We start from the raw sequence: 15,638 nt of genomic DNA, 5'->3' as shown, positions 1-15,638 counted from the left end.
GGGATCAGGCGGCGGCTGGGATCCGGCCGCCGTCCGCCGCGACTCCCTGCACCTCCCCGATCGGGCAGGGCCGGCCGAACAGGTAGCCCTGCAATTCGTCGCAGCCCGCCTCGCGCAGGACCGCGGCCTGGATCTCGGTCTCGACGCCCTCGGCCAGCACGACCATGCCGAGCGCCTTGCCGAGGCCGATCGTGGCGCGGACGATCGCGGCGCTGCCGTCCTCCTGCCCGAGATCCTGCACGAAGCAGCGGTCGATCTTGATCTTGTCGAAGGGGAAGCGGCGCAGGTAGCTCAAGGACGAATAGCCGGTGCCGAAATCGTCCATCGCGGTGCCGACCCCCAGCGCCCGCAACCGGTGCAGGATCGCCAGGGTGGCGGCATCGTCCTGCAGCAGCACCGATTCGGTGATCTCGAGTTCGAGCCGCGCGGGCGGCAGGCCGCTCTCCTTCAGCGCGCCCGCCACCTCCTCGACGAGCCCGTCGCCGACGAACTGCGCCGGGGAGAGGTTCACCGCCACCTTGATCTCCGCCGGCCAACCGGCGGCGTCGCTGCAGGCCCGGGCGAGGGCCCAGGCGCCGAGCCCGCGGATCTGCCCGGTCGCCTCGGCGATCGGGATGAACTCGCCCGGGCTGACGAACCCCTCGCGCGGGTGGCGCCAGCGCAGCAGCGCCTCGCGGGCGCGCAAGGCCGACCCGTCGGCGGCGACGATCGGCTGGTAGTGGAGATCGAGCTGCCCCTCGGCCAGGGCGACGCGCAGGTCGGCACCGAGCTGGCGGCGCCGCTGGAGGTCGGCATCCATCGCCGGGTCGAAGAAGCGCCAGCCGTTCCGCCCCGAGGATTTCGCCTGGTAGAGCGCCACGTCGGCCCGGCGCTGCAGTTCGGCGGTGCTGACCTCGGGCTCCTCCGTCGTCGCGACGCCGATCGAGGTGCCGATGGCGACCTCGTGGCCCTGGACCTCGAAGGGCCGTCGCAGCAGCCGCACGATCCGCTCGGCGAGCGCCGCGATACCGGCCGGGTTCGAGGGCGCGCAGCGGATCACCGCGAACTCGTCGCCGCCCAGGCGTCCGACCAAGGCCGTGGCGCCGACCGCCTCCCGCAGCCGCCGCGCCACGAGGCGAAGCAATTCGTCGCCGACCGGGTGGCCGTAGGTGTCGTTGACCTCCTTGAAGCCGTCGAGGTCGAGGCAGAGCACGCTCACCGCATCGTCGGCGCCGCGCTCCGCCAGCGCCGCGTCGAGGCGCTCCTGCAACTGGGTGCGGTTCGGCAGGCCGGTGAGGGCGTCGTGGCCGGCCATGTGGGCGATGCGCGCCTCGTTGCGGCGGCGCTCGCTCACGTCCTCGTGGGTGCAGATCCAGCCGCCGCCCGGGATCGGCACATGCACGACCGCGATGGCGCGCCCGTCGGTGAGGTCGCAGGTGAAGCTCGCCGGCCCGCCCGTGGCGATACGGCGGCGCGCCGCCGCCACCAGGGCCGCCCGCGTCCCGTCCGCCCCGAGATAGTCGAGGAGGGCTGCGAGCGGCGTGCCCTCCCAGCGCAGGGCCTCGGGCACGGCGTGCAGCGCGGCGTAGCGCGCGTTCATCACGATCAGCCGGTCGTCGCGATCGAACAGGCAAAGACCCTGGGTCATATGGTCGAGGGCGATGCCGAACTTCGCCCGCTGGGCGCCGAGCTTCCGCTCGCCCTGCTCCCGCGCCTCGGCGGCGGAGCGTGCGGCCTCGGCCGCGGCGAGCCGCCCTTGCACCCGCGCCTGGCGCAGCCCGAGCAGCACCAACCCGGCGATGCCGAGATCGAGGAGCAGGGCGGCCGCGCCGATGATCCACGCCTGCTGGCGCCAGGCCGCGAGGCTCGCCTCCGCGGTGCGGCTGACGCTCAGGAGCATCGGGTAGCGCGTCAGCGTCCGGCTGGCGATGATGCGGTCGCGCCCGTCGACCGGGCTGAGCGCGCGGATCACGCCCTCGGCTCGTTTCTTGAGCGCGACGGGGGAGGCTCCGACCCTCTGGAAGGTCTTGCCGACGGTGCCGTCGTGCTGGGGATGGCGTACGAGGAGCGTCCCGTCGTCGCGGAACAGCGAAATCACGTCATCCCGGATCGGGGCGATCGTCCGGTAGAGTCGTTCGAAGTAGCCGAGTTCGACGGCGCCGAGAACCAGGCCGAGGAAGGATCCGTCCGGGGCGCGAACCTTGCGGGCGATGTAGATCGTCCACACCCCGTCGCCGCGGTTCTGCACCGGCTGGCTGATATAGCGATCGAGCCCGGGATCGGACGCCAGCACCTTGAAGTAGTCCCGGTCGGCGATGTTGACCGTCGGGATCGGCCAGTAGCGACTGAAGTTCAGGAGCTTGCCGTGCCGGTCGATCACCGTGATCGCGTTCGCTTGCGGCAAGCCGGCGATGCGCGTCTTCAACGCGTCGTGCAGCACCTGCTGCGAGGCCAGGACGGAGTAATCCTCGTCGCTGGCGACTCCCGCCGTTCGGAACTCGCCGATCAGGCTGTCCTGGACCAGCTCGATCGATTGCAGCGCCCGGTCGGCCTGGTCGGCCAGCACCGTGGAGAGTCCGACGAGATTGCCCTCCGCCTCGGTGATCGCGTGCCGGTGCAGGCTGCTCACCAAAAGCCCCGAGGAGACCGCGATCACTGCCGCCAGAAGGCCGGCGGACGCGACGACGATCCGGAAGGAACGGCCGCGCGAGGCGCCGGCCGGCGGAGTGTCGATCGTCGGGCCCACGGCTCTCGTCTGGTCGGTGCGGCGAACGCTTCCCTATGTACCGCGGAGCTTTAAGAAGCGATGAAAATCGGTTGGCGGAATCTGCGCGCCGAGGGGGTATGTCTTTGGGTCAATCGCGGTATCGATTTCGGCGATGATGAAAGAATTTCGGTCTTCTTGCCGGGTTCGATCTCCTTGCCGGGAATGCCGCCGGCGGCGCAGATCCGAGATCGATCGACGGGGGAGGTTCGAGGCGTGCGGATCTCACGGCCGCTCCGGACCGTCTCCGCGCCGGCGCTTCGCTACAGCCCCCCATCCTGCAGCCGGTACCAGGCCACCACCGCCGAGGCGTAGAGCCGGTGCAGCCCGTGCAGCGGCAGCGGCGTGATCGGTGTCGGGGCGATCGGCAGCGCGTCGGCATCGTCCCGGGCGATGAAGGCGGCGATCGCCTGGCCCATCCGGGTCTGGAGCCCGACGCCGCGGCCCTGGCAGCCGATATCGATGAGGAGGCCGGGCGCGGGCGCGTGCAGGTGGGGCAGGTAGTCCCGGGTGACCGCGACCCGTCCGCACCAGCGATGGTCGAAGCCGATGCCGGCGAGCTGCGGGAACAGTTTCGGGACGATCCGCTCCAGATGCGACCAGTCGCCGGACCCCTTGGGCTCGCGGAACGGCCCGCGCCCGCCGAGCAGCAGCCGGCCGGTATGGTCGAGGCGGAAGTAGAGCAGCAGCTTGCGGGTGTCGGAGCAGACCTGGCCCTCGGGCAGCACCGTGCGGCGCAGGTTGTCGGAGAGTGGGGTCGTGGCGACCTGGAACGAGTTCGCCGCGATGATGGTCTGGCGCAAGGACGGCCACAGGTCGCCGGAATAGCCGTTGGTGCACAAGACCACCCGCTCGGTGGTGAGGCTCGGGCCACGTCCCGTCCCGACCGTCCAGGTGCCGCCCTGGCGGGACAGGCCGGTGACGGGGGTATCGGTATGGATGCGTGCGCCGGCCGCCAGCGCCGCTCGTGCGAGCCCGCGGGCATAGGCGAGCGGCTGCACCGCGCCGGCGCGCCCGTCGAGCCAGCCGCCGAGATACCGCTCGGTGCCGAGCAGCCGGTCGGTCTCGGCCTTGTCGAGCAGGCGCACGGGCGCGCCGCGGCGGGACCATTGCTCGGCCCGGCGCTCGGACAGGGCCAGACCCTCGGCGGTATGGGCGCCCTGGATCCAGCCGGTGCGGATGTGGGGCACGTCCATCCGGTGCTTCGCGATGAGGTCGAACACCGCATCCGCCGTCCCGGCCCCGAAGGCGGCGAGGCGCTCGCCGCGCTCTCGCCCGAACATCTGCACCAATTCGTCGGGATCGTGCTTGAGGCCCGGGATCACCTGGCCGCCATTGCGGCCCGAGCCGCCGAAGCCGATCTCGCGCGCCTCCAGCACCACGGGCTTCATGCCGGCTTCCGCGAGGTGGAGCGCCGTCGACAGGCCGCAGAAGCCGGCGCCGATCACGACGACGTCGGCCCGGCCGGATTCGGCGAGCGGCTGCGTCGCGGGGGCGGGCGGGGCGGTGGTGGCCCAGAGGGCCGGCCCGAGGGGGAAGGGTTCGGTCATCGGGTACGCCTCGTCACAGCGGGTTCAGCACGCGCCGCAGGAAGTCCTGGGTGCGGGGCTGCTGCGGGCGGCCCAGCACCTCGCGGGCCGGGCCCTCCTCGACGATCACGCCGCCGTCGAGAAACAGCACCCGGTCGGCGACCTCGCGGGCAAAGCTCATCTCGTGGGTGACGACCATCATGGTCATCCCCTCCTCGGCGAGCCCGCGCATCACGCCCAGGACCTCGCCGACGAGTTCCGGGTCGAGGGCCGAGGTCGGTTCGTCGAACAGGATCGCGTCGGGCCGCATGGCGAGCGCCCGGGCGATGGCGACCCGCTGCTGCTGCCCGCCGGAGAGCTGCGGCGGATGCGCCTCCTCCTTGCCGGCGAGACCCACGCGGGCGAGCAGGGCCCGGCCGCGCTCGGTGGCTTGCCCACGGTCCTCGCCCTTCACGAAGATCGGCCCCTCGATGACATTCTCGAGCGCCGTGCGGTGCGGGAACAGGTTGAAGCGCTGGAACACCATCGAGACCTGGACCCGCACGCTCCGGATCGAGCGGTCGGACCGGTCGACCTTGCGGCCGTTCACCGTGATGGTGCCGCCCTCGTAGGATTCGAGCCCGTTGATGCAGCGCAGCACCGTCGACTTGCCCGAGCCCGACGGCCCGATCACGCAGACCACCTCGCCCTTCGAGACCCGGGCGGTGATGCCCTTGAGGACGGGCAGCGCGCCATAGGATTTGCGGACGTCGTCGAGCTCGATCATCGCCGGCCGGCCTGCTGCTTCTCGAAGTGGCGCACGATCAGGATCAGGGGCAGGCTCAGGCCCAAGTACATCAGCGCCACCAGGGTGAACACGCTGGTGTTCTTGAAGGTCGACGAGGCGATGAGCTTGCCCTGGAGCGCCAGCTCGGCCACCGTGATGGTCGAGGCCTGCGACGAATCCTTCAGCATCATGATCATCACGTTGCCGAAGGGCGGCAGGGCGGCGCGGAAGGCCTGCGGCAGCAGCACCCGCCGCATCGTCAGCCCCCAGCCCATGCCGATGGTCTGCGCCGCCTCGACCTGGCCCTTGTCGATCGCCTCGATGGCGGCGCGGAAATTCTCGGCCTGGTAGGCCGAATAGGCGAGGCCGAGCCCGATGATGCCCGCCTGCACCCCCGTGAGGGACACCCCGAAATCCGGCAGCACGAAGTAGATGTAGAACAGCTGCACGATGATCGGGATGCCCCGGATCACGTTGATGAAGCTCGCGGCGAGGAACGACAGGACGGGCACCCCTGAGACCCGCATCATCGCCCAGACGAGGCCGAGCGCGGTCGAGACCACGAGCGAGCCCGCCGTGATCAGGATCGTCAGCCCCACGCCCTGGAGCAGGATCGGCATGAACTCGCGGGCGTCGGACAGGAAACCGGACATGGGACGGTCTCAGCCCGTCAGGACGGGTTCACCGACGGTTGCAGGCCCCACTTCTCCAGGATTTTCGCCAGTTCGCCGTTCTCCTTGATCTTGGCCAGCCCCGCATTGATCTTGGCGAGCAGCGCCGTGTCGTCCTTGCGCACGCCGATGCCGACCGAGCCGACGACCACCGGCTTGTACGAGGCGACGAGGTGGGCGTTGGGGAAGTTGCCGCTCTTGAGGTTGTAGGCGATGATCGGCGCGTCGGCGAAGACCGCCTTGACCCGGCCGGCATTGACGTCCCGCAGCATGTCGGGGAACGTGTCGTAGGCCTTCACCTCGCTGAACTCGCCCGATTTCTTGAGCGCATCGACGAAGGCGGTGCCGACCTGGGCGCCGACGACCTCGCCCTTCAGGTCGGAAAATGCCGTGTAGGCCTTGGTGTCGGCCTTCGGCACCACCAGCCCCTCGCCATAGGCATAGACCGGCTCGGAGAAGGCGATCACCTCCTTGCGCGGCGCGGTGATGAACATCGCCGCCGAGATCGCGTCGATCTTCCTGGCGTTGAGCGCGGCGATCAGGCTCGAGAACTGGAACGGCTCGATCTGCACCGAGAAGCCGGCCTGCTTGCCGATGGCCGTGATCACGTCCACCATCACGCCCTGGATGGTGTTGGTCTTGGTGTCGAGGAAGGTGAAGGGGACGCCCGTCGGCGTCGAGCCGACCCGGACCGTCTCCTGCGCCAAAGCGGGGCGGGCGAGCGCGCTTCCCGCGAGCAGCACCAGGGCCGCGCCCGCGGCCCGAATCAGACGCCTCGTCATCCTCTGCTCCCCTGACGGTTGTGTGCGGCTCGCCGTCCCACCGCATAAATTTCATTGACATGAACATCAGGCCATAATTCGTTGCATCACGCAATCGAATTTCATGCACATGAAACAGGCGGCAGATCGGCAATCGAACGGGCAGGCAAGCGAGCCGATGGCGGCCGATCTCGCGGTCGGCCGGCGGCTGCGCTCCCTGCGTCAGGAGCGCGGGCTCTCGCTCAAGGCGGTGGCGGCGCTGACCGGGCTGTCGATCGGCTATCTCAGCCAGGTCGAGCGCGGCCTGTCCTCGCCGTCCTTGCGGGTGCTGACGCAGGTCGCGGACCTGTTCGGGGTCGGGCTCGGCGCCCTGTTCGGCGCGCCGGAGCATGCGGCCGCCGACGGGATCGTCACCCGGGCCGGCGAGCGGGCGGCGCTCACGCTGTGGCGCGCCGGCATCACCAAGCAGTTGCTCACGCAGGGCGACGCGGCCCTGAGCCTGTTCCTGATGCAGCTCGCGCCCGGGGCCGGCACCGGCGACGAGCCCCTGGTCCATGACGGCGAGGAGGCCGGGCTGGTGATGGAGGGGGCCCTCGTCCTCACGGTCGAGGGCACGACGGCGGAACTGAGGGCCGGCGACAGCTTTCGCTTCGCCAGCCGGCGCCCGCACCGCTACCGCAACCCGTCACCCGACCGGATCGCCTTGGTGCTGTGGGTCAATGCCGTGCCGCGGGCCTGAGGCTATGACGGGACAATTATCTTAATTCCGCATCCGCAAGGCCGGTTTCATCTTGCGTCAAGATAACGGTGGGAGGGTATCCGTCGACGGAGCCGGACGGTACCATGACCAAGCGCAGCGAGTGTGGGCAGTGCCGGAGCGGCGAACCGCTACCCTTCACCTTCACGATGGCGTTCCACCCGATCGTCGACCTCGAGAGCGGGGGCGTCTGGGGCTACGAGGCCCTGGTGCGCGGCACCGAGGGGCAGGGTGCGGGCTACATCCTCGGCCAGGTCGACGACGACAACCGCTACCGCTTCGACCAGGCCTGCCGCACCAAGGCGATCGAGCTGGCCGGCGGGCTGTTTCCGGCCGGCGACGTGCGGCTGTCGATCAACTTCCTGCCGAACGCGGTCTACGAGCCGGCGGCCTGCATCCGGGCGACCCTGGAAGCGGCGCGCCGCATCGGGTTCGCCCACCAGCGGATCATGTTCGAGTTCACCGAGAACGAGCGCATGACCGACGTGGCCCATGTCCAGCGCATCATCACCGATTACCGCCAGCGCGGCTTCCTCACCGCGCTCGACGATTTCGGCGCCGGCTATGCCGGCCTCGGCCTCTTGGCGCGGTTCCAGCCCGACCTGATCAAGCTCGACATGGAGCTGATCCGCGGCATCGCCGAATCGCCGGCCCGGCGGGCGATCGTGTCGGGCGTGATCGGCATCAGTCGGGCGCTCGGCGTCGCGGTGATCGCCGAAGGGATCGAGACGCCCGACGAACTCGCGGCGCTCCGCGAGGCCGGCATCAGCCTGTTCCAGGGCTATCTCTTCGCCCGGCCCACGGTCGCAGCCCTGCCGGAGCTGAACCTGCCGGGGATGCGGCAGGCGGCGTGAGAGGCTGTTTATTTGAGATCATGCGTGCAATCCTATCCGCGACCTCATCCTGAGGTGCGACCGCAGGGAGCCTCGAAGGAGGGCTCCAGAAGCCTCCGCGATCCCTGGAGCCCTCCTTCGAGGTCAGTCGATCTTCGATCGACCAACACCTCAGGATGAGGTCGCGGATGGGAAGTGGAATTCGATCACGCTGTCGATGTCAGAAGTCAATCCGGTTCTCGAACCAGCCGCGTCATTCCGGGCTTTCGTCTTCGACGAACTCCGGGATGACATCGAGGGTTTCATGACCGAGAGATCGTCCTGAACAGAGGTGCGTGAGCGAAGAGGCATCCTCGGCTCACCCCTCCAGCAGCACATCCAGGTCGGCTTGCGTCAGTGCGCTGGTCGGCGCGCCCTCGTGGTCGAAGAGGGCGTCCGCGAGCGCGCTCTTGCGCGCCTTCAACTCCTCCATCTTCTCCTCGATGCTGCGGGACGCCACGAGCTTGTGGACGAAGACCGGCTTGTCCTGGCCGATGCGGTGGGCGCGGTCGATCGCTTGCGCCTCCACCGCGGGGTTCCACCACGGATCGTACAGGATCACCGTGTCGGCGGCGACGAGGTTGAGCCCGGTGCCGCCGGCCTTCAGGCTGATGAGGAACACCCGCGCCTCGCCGGTCTCGAAGCGCCGGATCGCCCCCTCCCGGTCGCGGGTGCGGCCGGTCAGCTCGGTATAGGCGATGCCGGCCTGATCGAGCCGCGGCTTGATCAGCGTGAGCATCGCGGTGAATTGCGAGAAGACCAGCACCCGGCGTCCCTCGGCCAGGAGCGCGTCGAGCAATTCCTCCAGCCGCTCCAGCTTGGCCGAGCCGGCGGCTTTCGCCCGGTCGAGCTTCAGCAGGCGCGGGTCGCAGCAGGCCTGGCGCAGCTTGAGCAGGGCATCGAGGATGACGATCCGGCTGCGCTCCCAGCCCTTGGCAGCGATGGCCTCCCGCACCCTCGTATGCATGGCGAGGCGAATCGACTCGTAGAGGGCGCGCTGGGCCTCGCCCAGCTCGACCTCCTCGGTGATCTCGGTCTTGGGCGGCAGGTCGCTCGCCACCTGCTCCTTGGTCCGCCGCAGCAGGAACGGCTTGATCCGGCGGGCGAGCAGCCGGCTGCGCTCGGCATCGCCGTGCTTCTCGATCGGCGTGCGCCAGGTCCGGGCAAACGTCTTGCGCTCGCCGAGCAGCCCCGGGCAGGCGAAAGAGAACAGCGACCACAATTCGGCGAGGTTGTTCTCCAAAGGCGTGCCCGAGAGGCAGAACCGGTGCCGGGCCGACAGGCCGTGGATCAGCTGGGTCGTCGTTGCGTCCGGATTCTTGATCGTCTGCGCCTCGTCGAGGATCAGGAGGTGCCAGTCCTGGGCGGAGAGCACCGCCTGGTCGCGGACCACGAGGGGATAGGTCGTCAGCACGAGGTCGTGGCCGTCGATCGCGTCGAAATGCTCGTGCCGGCCCTGGCCGTGCAGCACCAGCACGGAGAGGTCGGGGGCGAAGCGCTCGGCCTCCCGGCGCCAGTTCGCCATCAGGCTCGTCGGGGCGATCACCAGGGCCGGCCGGTCGAGGCGCCTTTGCGCCTTCTCGCGGGCGATCAGCGCCAGGGCCTGCACGGTCTTGCCCAGCCCCATGTCGTCGGCGAGGATGCCGCCGAGGCCGGCATCGCGCAGGAAGGCGAGCCAGGACAGCCCTTCCGCCTGGTAGGGCCTCAAGGATGCGCGAAAGGTGTCCGGCGGTGCGACCTGCGGGATGCCGCCCTCGGCGAGCAGCATCCTTCCCATGGCGCGCAAGGCCTCGCCGCCGCGCCAGGCCAGCATCGCCGCCTCGCTCATCCGCTCCAGGGCCGCGAGCGTCGCGGCATCGACGAGGCCGAGCCGCAGCCGCCCGCCCTCGCCCGAGGCGCCGCCGAGGCTGAGTTCGCGGAGCGCGAGCAGGATCGGCTTCAGCCGCGCGCCCGGCAGGGCCAGGAGCCGCCCGTCGCCGAGCGGCAGCATCACCGGCTCGGGCGAGGCCTCGTCGATCGACTCGATCGTGAAGTCGGGACGCGCCAGCAGCGCGGCGACCGGCTCGGCGAGGGGGATGCGTTCGCCCTCGATCTCCACCCCGAGATCGAGTTCGAGCCAGTCGATGCCGGAACTCTCGTGGATCGCGAACTCGACCGCGGCATCCGGGTGCAGCACCCGGCCGCGAAAAGCCGGATCGGTCACGATCTCGAAGCCTGCGGCCTTCAGGGCCGGCAGCGCGTCGGACTGGAGCGCCGTCCAGGCCTCCTCGCCGCCATCGGGCAGGAAATCCCGGGCATGGGCCTGCGGCAGGTCCATGCGGCGCTCCTGGGCCGGCGACAGGCCGTGGGCGAGGAGCCGCGCCACCGCCCGCCGCTCGGCCGGGCCGTCGCGCTCGACCACGTAGAGCCGGCCGTTCGAAAGCCGCGTCGGCTTGGCCCGCAGGTCGCCGAACGGCACCGTCACCGGGCCGTAGCGGAAGGAGAGGGCGGCGAGGCGCACGGATTCGGGCGGCGGCTTCTCGCCGAGGCCGAAATAGTAAGCGGGCGCCGGCAGCTCGATCTGGGTCAGGCGCAGCACCGGCACCGGCGCCTGGTCGACCACATTCTCCCGCGGCGGTTCCGGCAGGCGCAAGGTCAGGCCCGGCATCTGCCGGGCGAGGGCGGCGTTGAGGGCCGGCGCGGCGGAGGCCGGCACCGGCGGTCCGGCCAGCAGGGCGGCCGCGAGGTGCGGCGGCAACCCAACCTCGATCGGCCCGACCTGCCCGGCCTGCGGGTCGAGATAGGCCGGCGGCTGGGCGGCCAGCGCCAGAACCTGGCTGTCCCCGTTCTCGCCGTCGAGGACGGGCCGAGGCGTCAGCGTCTCCTCGCCCTCGACCCAGGCGAGGTGGCCGGGCCGGGGCGGGCCGGCCACCAGCGCCGGCCCCAGCACGGTCCCGGACCGGGCCCGGCCGGTGGCCAGCACCTGGTCCAGGATCTCGGCACCGGCCTGGTCGATCAGGGGATAGGCCGGCGGCCCGTCGCCGTCGGTCTCGCGCATCCGCCCGTTGAGCGACTTGAGGATGCGCCGGTCGGACGGGCGCAGGTACTGGGCCGGGCTCGCCGCGTAGCCAATGCTCTGCGGATCGACCGGGCGCGCCTTCGCCGACATCGCCCCGCTCTTCAGGATCCGGGCCTGCATCGGCGCGACGGCGAGCCGGGGGGCGGTGCCGCCGCGGCCGGGCAGGGCCAGGATGACGTAGATCAGGCGCCGGTCGATGTCGGGCGGGAACTCCTCGCTGCCGGTCTTGCGGACCTGGTCGAGGCGCGCCAGCCAGTTCGTCAACTCGGGCGACAGGGTGTCGTCGGTCGCGGAATCCTGGAGCCGGAGCAGGCGGGCCGCCCGCTCCTCGGGGGTCGGCGGCGGGGGTGGTGGCGGCCGCACGGCGGTGCCGTTCAGCGCTGCGAGCAGCACGGCCGCCACGTGCCGGCAATTGAAGCGGTCCCGGCAGGTGCAATCCCCGCGGATCGAGATGCCTTGGGAATCTCGCCCGATGGAGATCGAGACGCTGTACACCGTCCGCCCGCTGCGGCTCTCGACGTCGCCCTCGACGTACTCGTCCCCGTCGGCCTCGATGTCGAGCACCCGGCCCTGCGCCAGGTCGCGGGCGCCGTCGTGGAAGGAGGCGTGGCCGCAGTTGCGCAGGATGTCGCGTTCGGTGAAGGACGGCCTCCTGCGCATCGAAACGGGATCCACCTCCGGCCTGCCCTGCCGGGCCTCCTTGGCGAAGGTAGGAAGCCGGGCCGGTCTTGGGAACCGTTGCGGCAGTCTTGCGGGCAAATCGCCTGTGCGTTTCCCTTGGTCCCGGAACGGACGGCCCCGCCTGCCGTTCCGGGACCAAGGGAATGTGAGGAGTCCACGAGCGCTCATGACCATCGACCCCGCGCGCGACGAGCCCGACAGCCTGTTCCAGCCCGGCCGCACCTGCTGGTGCGTGGCGCGGGCCGAGCGGGTCGCGGTGATGATCGATTCCGCCGAGTATTTCGCCCGGCTGGAGGACGCCTTGCGCCAGGCGCAACGCTCGATCCTGATCGTCGGCTGGGATTTCGACGGGCGCATCCGCCTGCGCCACGAGGCGAGCCCGGAGGAATCTCCGCCCTTGGGCCCGCTCCTGCGCGACCTCGCGGCGCGGCGGCCGGAGCTCGAGGTGCGGGTGCTGGTCTGGAGCGTCGCCACCTTGCACGGGCCGGGCGCGGCTTTGCCGCTGCTGTTCGGGGCCGAGTGGGAGGCGCATCCGCGCGTCGAGGTGCGCCTCGACACCCACCACCCGCTCTACGCCGCCCACCACCAGAAGCTCGTCTGCATCGACGACCGGGTCGCGTTCTGCGGCGGCATCGACCTCACGGTCGGGCGCTGGGATACCCCCGCCCACACGGCCGGCGATCCCTTGCGCACCAATCCCGACGGCGACCTCTACCCGCCGGTGCACGACCTCCAGATGGCGGTGGACGGCGAGGCGGCGGCAAGGCTCGGCGATCTCGCCCGCGCGCGCTGGCGGGCCGCCACCGGCGAGGGGCTGGCGCCGGTAGCGGCCGCCGCTCCGGTCTGGCCGCAGGGACTGGCGCCGCTCGTCACCGACGCGCCCGTCGCCATTGCCCGCACCATGCCGCTCCAGGGCGACGAACCCTCGGTCGAGGAGGCGGCGGCGCTCACCGCCGCGTCGCTCGCGGCGGCCAGGGAGACGATCTACCTCGAGGCGCAGTACCTCACGGCGGATTTCGTCGCCGATGCGCTGGCCGCCCATCTCGCGGCGGAGGCGGGCCCGGAGATCGTGGTGGTGCTGACGCGCCGCTCGCACAACTTCACCGAGCGCGTCGCCATGGGCACGCCGCGCGACCGGGTGTTGCGCCGCCTGCGCGAAATCGACCGCTTCGGCCGTCTCCTCGTGGCCTATCCGGTGGTGCCGGGACCCGAAGGAGATTGCGAGATCGAGGTCCACGCCAAGCTCGTCCTGATCGACGATTCTTTCCTGCGCATCGGCTCCTCGAACCTCAACAACCGCTCCGTCGCCCTCGACACCGAGTGCGACCTCGCGGTCGAGGCCCGCGACCCGGAGGAGCGTGCCGCGCTCCGTCGTTTGCGCGCCCGCCTGGTGGCCGAGCATCTGGGCGTGGCGCCGGAGGTGGCGGAAGAGGCGATCGCGGAATTCGGCCTCGTCGCGGCGATCCGCCGGCACATGGGGGGCCCACGCTCCTTGCGGGTCTGCGAGGTGCCGGAGGAGGAGGGGCTGCTCGACCCGCTCGTCAGCTCCGAGTTGCTGGACCCGGAGCGGCCGTTCGGGACGGCGTAGGGGGGCTTGCGCCCAGCGACGGGTCGCGATTCCGCGGTGTGCGTTCATGCTCGGAGCTTGGTCGGATGCTCCATGTCAATCATCCCACCCTCAACCTCATCCTGAGGTGGGAACGCAGTGAGCCTCGAAGGAGGGATCCAGTGATCCCGGAGAGTTCTGGAGCCCTCCTTCGAGGTTAGTCGATCTTTGATCGACTAACACCTCAGGATGAGGTTGCTGGTGGGATAGAGTATGTTGATCGGTCAAACAGGCTCTGACACATCAGGATGAGGTCGAGGGTCGGGATGGAAAAGAGACCGGCGATTCCGCTCGTGCCAGGCGACAGGGCACGCGGTCATCGCCACGCTCCGGTCACGACGACCGCACGGACGCGACCTCCCGCGCCGCTCCACCCGCATCCCGCCACCGGAACACCGCCTCCGTCACCGCGAAGACGATGAGGCCGAGCGCCAGGGGGCCGAGGAAGTACAGGCACCGGAAGGCGATCAGCGGGCCGATCACGTCGGTCTTCGGCAGGAGGTGGACGACCACGCTCTCGATCACCCCGACGCCGCCGGGCACATGGGTGACGAGCACCGCCGCGTTGGCGATGACGAAGACCGAGGCGACGGCGAGAAAGCCGACATCGGAGACCGCCGCCAGCACCTGGTGCAGGCAGGCCGAGACCAGGGCGAAGTTGACCGCTCCCAAGCCTACCTGCGCCGCCGCGAGGGGAAGCGGCGGCATCTCGATCGACCAGCGCCGGAAGGTCACCGGCTTGCGCCACCAGGCGGCGAGGCCGAGATAGGTCGCGACGCCGCCCGCGCAGGCGAGGCCCGCCGCCAGTACCGCACCCTGGCCGAGGCCCGTCACCTCCCGGGCGAGGCCGGGATGGACCAGCACCGCGACGGCGCCGAGCGCCATCAGGCCGACCGCCACGGTAACGCCGCAGAACAGGACCGCCTTGGCGACGTCCGCGGTCCTGAGGCCCCAGCGGGTGTAGAAGCGGTAGCGGATCGCCCCGCTGCTCAGGCCCGCGAATCCGATGCTGTGGCCGAGCGACAGGCTGATGAAGGCCGCGAGCGCCACCCGGGGATAGGGCAGGGGCTTGCCGGCGGCGCGCAACGCCAGCCAGTCGATCCCGGTGAGGCAGAGATAGCTCGCGGCGGCGAAGCCCCCGGCGGCGGCGAGCCGGCCGGCGGGGAGCGCCCGCACGGAGTCCACGAGTTGCGCCAGGCTGTAGCCCGCGAGCGTCCGGTACAGCAGGTAGCCGCCGAGCGCGACGCTGAGGATCGTCAGGAGGATGGTCCAGAACCGGCGGCGGGCGGACGTCTCGTGTTCGTCTTCGGGTCGTTCTTGGGTTCGGTCTTGAGCCTGCGTCACGCGGGTTCCTCCCGGGGCACGGAGATGCGGGGGCCGAGGGCCGGCGCGAGGTCGAGGTCGGCGACGAGCGGCAGGTGGTCGGAGGCGACCCGGGCGAGCCGGCCGCCGAGCGGGCTGACCTGCCGCACCGCGACGCCGCGGCTGACGAAGACGTGGTCGATGCGCAGGAGCGGCAGGCGGGCCGGGAAGGTCGGCCGCATCCAGACCCGTTTCCCGTGCGCGTCCGGCAGCCGGGCGGCGAGGCGGCGATGGACGTGCGATCCCGGCAGGGCGTTGAAGTCGCCGAGCAGCACCACGGGGTCGCGGCAGGCCGGATCGCCGAGGAAGGCGGGCCCGAGCAGCGCCTCGGCCTGCGCCCGTCGCTCGTGCCGGCCGAGGCCGAAATGCGTCGTGACGACCTGCACCTCGGCGTCGCCGGCGGTGACGGCGACCCAGAGCGCGCCGCGCGGCTCGCAGCCGTCCCGCCCCGGCAGGCCGTTCGCCCGCACCAGCCGGGAGGGGAGGGAGGTCAGGATCGCGTCGCCGTAGAGTTCCTCCCTCACCCGCATTGCCGGATGGAAGTGGGAGCGCATCCCGAGATGGCCGGCGATCACCTCAGCCTGGTCGATCCCGCCGCTGCGGGCGCGGCCGACATCGAGCTCCTGCAACGCCACCACGTCCGGCCGGCAGGCGGCGATCACCGCGGCGATGCGCTCCGGGGCAAGCCGGCCGTCGGCGCCGAGGCAGCGGCGCACGTTGTAGGTGAGGACGCGGAGCAACCGGGGGCCTTTTCACGACGGGACGAACCTCCCTCAACGGCCGAGCCTGGCTGTGGTTCGGAGCCCCCGGGCGCCGTCGGAATGTTAGATCA

Annotated in this window: 11 protein-coding genes; 3 read left to right on the top strand and 8 right to left on the bottom strand. The window is 70.9% G+C overall.

What is annotated here, in order from left to right; genetic code table 11:
- Positions 1-4: 4 nt before the first annotated feature.
- From AC3AOF_RS27765 to AC3AOF_RS27745, 5 genes are all read right to left on the bottom strand, one after another.
- The gene (locus AC3AOF_RS27765) at positions 5-2,725 is read right to left on the bottom strand and encodes a bifunctional diguanylate cyclase/phosphodiesterase (RefSeq protein ID WP_488347085.1); all 2,721 of its coding nucleotides are present in this window, start codon (positions 2,723-2,725) and stop codon (positions 5-7) included.
- Between the two features lie 281 nt (positions 2,726-3,006).
- Positions 3,007-4,293, bottom strand: a complete 1,287-nt coding sequence (locus AC3AOF_RS27760; RefSeq protein WP_236987836.1) for an NAD(P)/FAD-dependent oxidoreductase — start codon at positions 4,291-4,293, stop codon at positions 3,007-3,009.
- A 13-nt stretch (positions 4,294-4,306) separates the two neighbouring features.
- A complete protein-coding gene (locus AC3AOF_RS27755; protein WP_236987837.1) occupies positions 4,307-5,038 on the bottom strand; it encodes an amino acid ABC transporter ATP-binding protein in 732 nt (243 codons plus the stop codon).
- Entirely contained in the window at positions 5,035-5,691 is a 657-nt protein-coding gene (locus tag AC3AOF_RS27750) for an amino acid ABC transporter permease (RefSeq protein ID WP_236987838.1), read from the bottom strand. The genes AC3AOF_RS27755 and AC3AOF_RS27750 overlap by 4 nt, the downstream gene beginning before the upstream one ends.
- 17 nt (positions 5,692-5,708) lie before the next feature.
- On the bottom strand, positions 5,709-6,491 hold the full coding sequence (locus tag AC3AOF_RS27745) for an ABC transporter substrate-binding protein (RefSeq protein ID WP_236987839.1): 783 nt from the start codon (positions 6,489-6,491) through the stop codon (positions 5,709-5,711).
- A 157-nt stretch (positions 6,492-6,648) separates the two neighbouring features.
- Between AC3AOF_RS27745 and AC3AOF_RS27740 the strand changes: the two genes are divergently transcribed.
- The gene (locus AC3AOF_RS27740; RefSeq protein WP_336886923.1) at positions 6,649-7,209 is read left to right on the top strand and encodes a cupin domain-containing protein; all 561 of its coding nucleotides are present in this window, start codon (positions 6,649-6,651) and stop codon (positions 7,207-7,209) included.
- A 104-nt stretch (positions 7,210-7,313) separates the two neighbouring features.
- Positions 7,314-8,081, top strand: a complete 768-nt coding sequence (locus AC3AOF_RS27735; RefSeq protein WP_488347084.1) for an EAL domain-containing protein — start codon at positions 7,314-7,316, stop codon at positions 8,079-8,081.
- 337 nt (positions 8,082-8,418) lie between these two features.
- Here AC3AOF_RS27735 and AC3AOF_RS27730 read toward each other — a convergent pair whose 3' ends face one another.
- Positions 8,419-11,817: a DEAD/DEAH box helicase gene (locus tag AC3AOF_RS27730; protein WP_488347083.1), complete on the bottom strand. Its 3,399-nt coding sequence runs from the start codon at positions 11,815-11,817 to the stop codon at positions 8,419-8,421.
- A gap of 187 nt (positions 11,818-12,004) precedes the next feature.
- On the opposite strand from AC3AOF_RS27730, the gene AC3AOF_RS27725 reads away from it, so the two are divergent.
- Positions 12,005-13,426 carry a phospholipase D-like domain-containing protein gene (locus AC3AOF_RS27725; protein ID WP_488347082.1) on the top strand — a complete coding sequence of 474 codons (1,422 nt, stop codon included), beginning with the start codon at positions 12,005-12,007 and terminating at the stop codon, positions 13,424-13,426.
- A 351-nt stretch (positions 13,427-13,777) separates the two neighbouring features.
- On the opposite strand, the gene AC3AOF_RS27720 is transcribed toward AC3AOF_RS27725, so the two are convergent.
- The gene (locus AC3AOF_RS27720; RefSeq protein WP_442919215.1) at positions 13,778-14,788 is read right to left on the bottom strand and encodes a lysylphosphatidylglycerol synthase transmembrane domain-containing protein; all 1,011 of its coding nucleotides are present in this window, start codon (positions 14,786-14,788) and stop codon (positions 13,778-13,780) included.
- Positions 14,785-15,546: an endonuclease/exonuclease/phosphatase family protein gene (locus AC3AOF_RS27715; RefSeq protein ID WP_236987844.1), complete on the bottom strand. Its 762-nt coding sequence runs from the start codon at positions 15,544-15,546 to the stop codon at positions 14,785-14,787. Before AC3AOF_RS27715 ends, AC3AOF_RS27720 begins: the two co-directional genes overlap by 4 nt.
- Between the last annotated feature and the right edge of the window lie 92 nt (positions 15,547-15,638).

The sequence above is a fragment of the Methylobacterium sp. 142-1Y genome (genome assembly GCF_057747795.1).
This window is presented reverse-complemented; position numbering and strand designations above follow the sequence as displayed.